Annotated in this window: 1 protein-coding gene; it reads left to right on the top strand. The window is 41.8% G+C overall.

Features of this window, described 5'->3' with window-relative positions:
* Window positions 1–2,896: Tn3 family transposase (locus HW45_RS02710; RefSeq protein WP_152559601.1), on the top strand; the 2,896-nt coding region annotated here is incomplete at its 5' end.
* Between the last annotated feature and the right edge of the window lie 116 nt (window positions 2,897–3,012).

The raw sequence follows: 3,012 nt of genomic DNA, 5'->3' as shown, positions 1-3,012 counted from the left end.
GCTATCAAACTTGGGGAAGGTTGAAACTCGAATCTACTTACTGCTTCTTATTGGGTACTTCCGAGCTAAGCCAGTCGTACCGAAGTTCAGATTGCGAGATGTTAAGCAAGACGTCGATTACCTTTACGCGACTTACTTTCCAACCAGAAAACCCAAATACCCGCTCATTGCCAAAAGTACTCGAGCAACATTGATATTGAAGATGTACGAAATCCTTGGATTTACTCGATTCTCTAAGGTAGATGAAAAATCGCTGCTAGAACGTCTACAAGATGTGGCAACGATTTGCACCTATCCCAAGTATATTTTTGATGAATGCTTAGCCTTCTTTGGCCAAAAACGCATTGGCTTAGCCGCTTATTCAACATTACAAACCATGATCACGTCCGTCCTAGCCAGTGAGAGGAAGAGGACAGAGTCCATTCTCTCAAGCTCCATGTCAGACACCACTCATATGCAACTTAAAAAAATACTGCATACCAAAGGGCGCTTGAATCAACTTTCTGCGCAGAAAGGCTCAGCGAAAGACTTCACCCCATCGGAACTCATGCGTGAAATTGAAACGCACAATACAATAAGAAGTGTGTATCAGGAGATAAAAGGACTCATCAATGAACTAGGGTTATCGCAAGGAAACTTAACGTACTACGCGTCTATTATTCGACACCAATCTATCTATAAGATCCGCCGTTCTCCTGAATGGCAAGGGATGCTATACATCGTGTGCTACTTGTTTTTTCGTTATCAAGAAACGAATGATAAGTTAGTCACTGCTTTTCAATATGTGACCAGAAAACTAAGGGAATCCGCCTCTGCCGCCGCTAAACAACGGATTGCAGATGAGCTTGAAGTGGTCAGAGACAAGTTGACCCACGCCGGTCACCTCCTTGGACTATTTGTCGATGACTCCGTCAGTGACCAGACTCAATTTGGTGATATTCGGCAAAATGCCTTTGAAAAGCTCTCCAAAGATGAAATCCAGCTCATTAGTCAGCACTTAAATAAGGAAAATTTTGATAAGCGACAATACGAGTGGCAATACATTGACAGCCAATATAGAAAGATCTCAAACTCGATTAGACCCCTTTTTCTAGCGATAGATATTGAATGTGAACCCGGTCAGACATTACTTTCTACGCAATTACAAGTAGCAAAATCAGAGCTTCAAAAAGAAAAGCACCTTTGTACTGCAGACCAAAGGTTACTTCTTAAGCAGGACAAAGACTATATCGTTGATAAGGAAGGCGTTAACTATCGACGTTTTGAACATTACTTGTACCAGAAAGTCTCTCGAATGCTTGATAGCAACCATATATTTGTTAATGAAAGTGCGAAAAACAAACGTCTCGAAGATGATCTTATCCCTATAACTGAATGGAAAAAGAATGAAAATCTTGTTGCCAATACAGGGTTAGATAAGTTGATTGCTCCTATCGAGCAAACCCTTGCGACATTAACAAAATCCGTACGTCACAAAATGTCTCAAGTCAGCCGTAATATCAATGATGGAGCCAATGATTTTGTTATCCATCAACCTCGCACCAACCAGCTCACTTGGAAGTTAGCCAATAAGCGTTGGAAAGACGATCTTGATAACCCGATTTACAACCAACTTCAACATATGGGCATTATCGAAATTATGGATTACGTAAATCAGAGAACCGGTTACTTAGATGCCTTCAAAAGTATCGGAACTAAGAAGCTAGGGAGTAAGGCGAGAGAAGAAGACTTACTCGCTTGTATCTTTGGCAATGGCTCTAATTATGGATTGCATCATATGTCATCGATATCTGATCGAGCCATTGGTGTTCTGAGGGCCGTAAATGATGGGTATATTCGGCCGGAGACGACAAGCGATGCCAATGATGTGATTTCAGATTCGCTGGCAAAACTTCCAATCTTTAAACATTACACAATCAATGAGTCCACCCCCTTTGGTAGTATTGATGGTCAAAAGCATGCCTGCCGTATCAATACATTCAAAGCTCGATTTTCAGCAAAATACTTCCGTAAGGGTAAAGGGGTATCCGCCCTAACGTTGGTGTCAAACCATGTGCCAATCAACACCAAGATAATTTCAGCTAACGAGTATGAAGGACATCATGCTTTTGATTTGCTCTATAACAATAGCAGCGATATTCAGCCTAAAGCGTTAGCAACCGATACTCATGGGGTCAATAACGTCAACTTTGCGATCCTTGACTTATTTGGTTACCAATTCGCGCCACGATACGCCAAATTTAAATATGTCTTCCATGATTTGTTCGAAATAGAGCATGGAGAAGCCGTATCATTAAAGCTGCGCCGACCGTTTAACACCTCACTAATCAAACGTGAGTGGGAAAATATTCAAAGGATCATTTGCTCGTTAAGTCGTAAGACAACGACACAAAGTACGATCATTACCAAGCTGTCGAATGGTAAACAGAACAGTCGAACATTAGCCGCACTTAGAGAGTATGACCGAATCATTAAGTGCCTTTATGTACTCGATTATGTTGACGATAAAGTCCTGCGACAGTTTGTCCAGCAAGCTTTGAACCGTGGCGAAGCCTACCACCAACTACGTCGAGCTATTGCTTCAATCAATGGAAATCAATTCCGTGGAGGTAATGATTATCAGATAGATCAATGGAATGATTGTGCGAGAATTATTGCTAACTGCATCATTTATTATAACTCGGCCTTGCTATCCAGTCTGATTGATAAGTTTGAGCAAGAAGGTAATCAGGAGGTGGTGAATCTGATAGCGGGTTTATCTCCAGTCGCATGGCGTCATATCCAACTTGCCGGTAATTACACCTTTGGTATTCAGAAAGACAATATTGTTCTAGAGAAACTGCTTGAGAACTTAGAGCCTTGGAGAGAGGAGAGCATGGTCGAACTGGTGGCCTAAGAAGGGTGTTAGAAAATAAGCCATTCCCTACAGCCCTTATAAATAAAGAGCTGTAGGCTCACATTGGACTTTTCGCTGAAATGGGCGCAAAACCCCTAGTTGTAAGGCCGCATCAT

It is taken from the genome of Vibrio sp. ER1A (assembly GCF_000733315.1).
Lineage (GTDB): Bacteria > Pseudomonadota > Gammaproteobacteria > Enterobacterales > Vibrionaceae > Vibrio > Vibrio mediterranei.
Note: the sequence above shows the minus strand (reverse complement) of the source record. Positions and strands in the feature narration are given on the sequence as shown.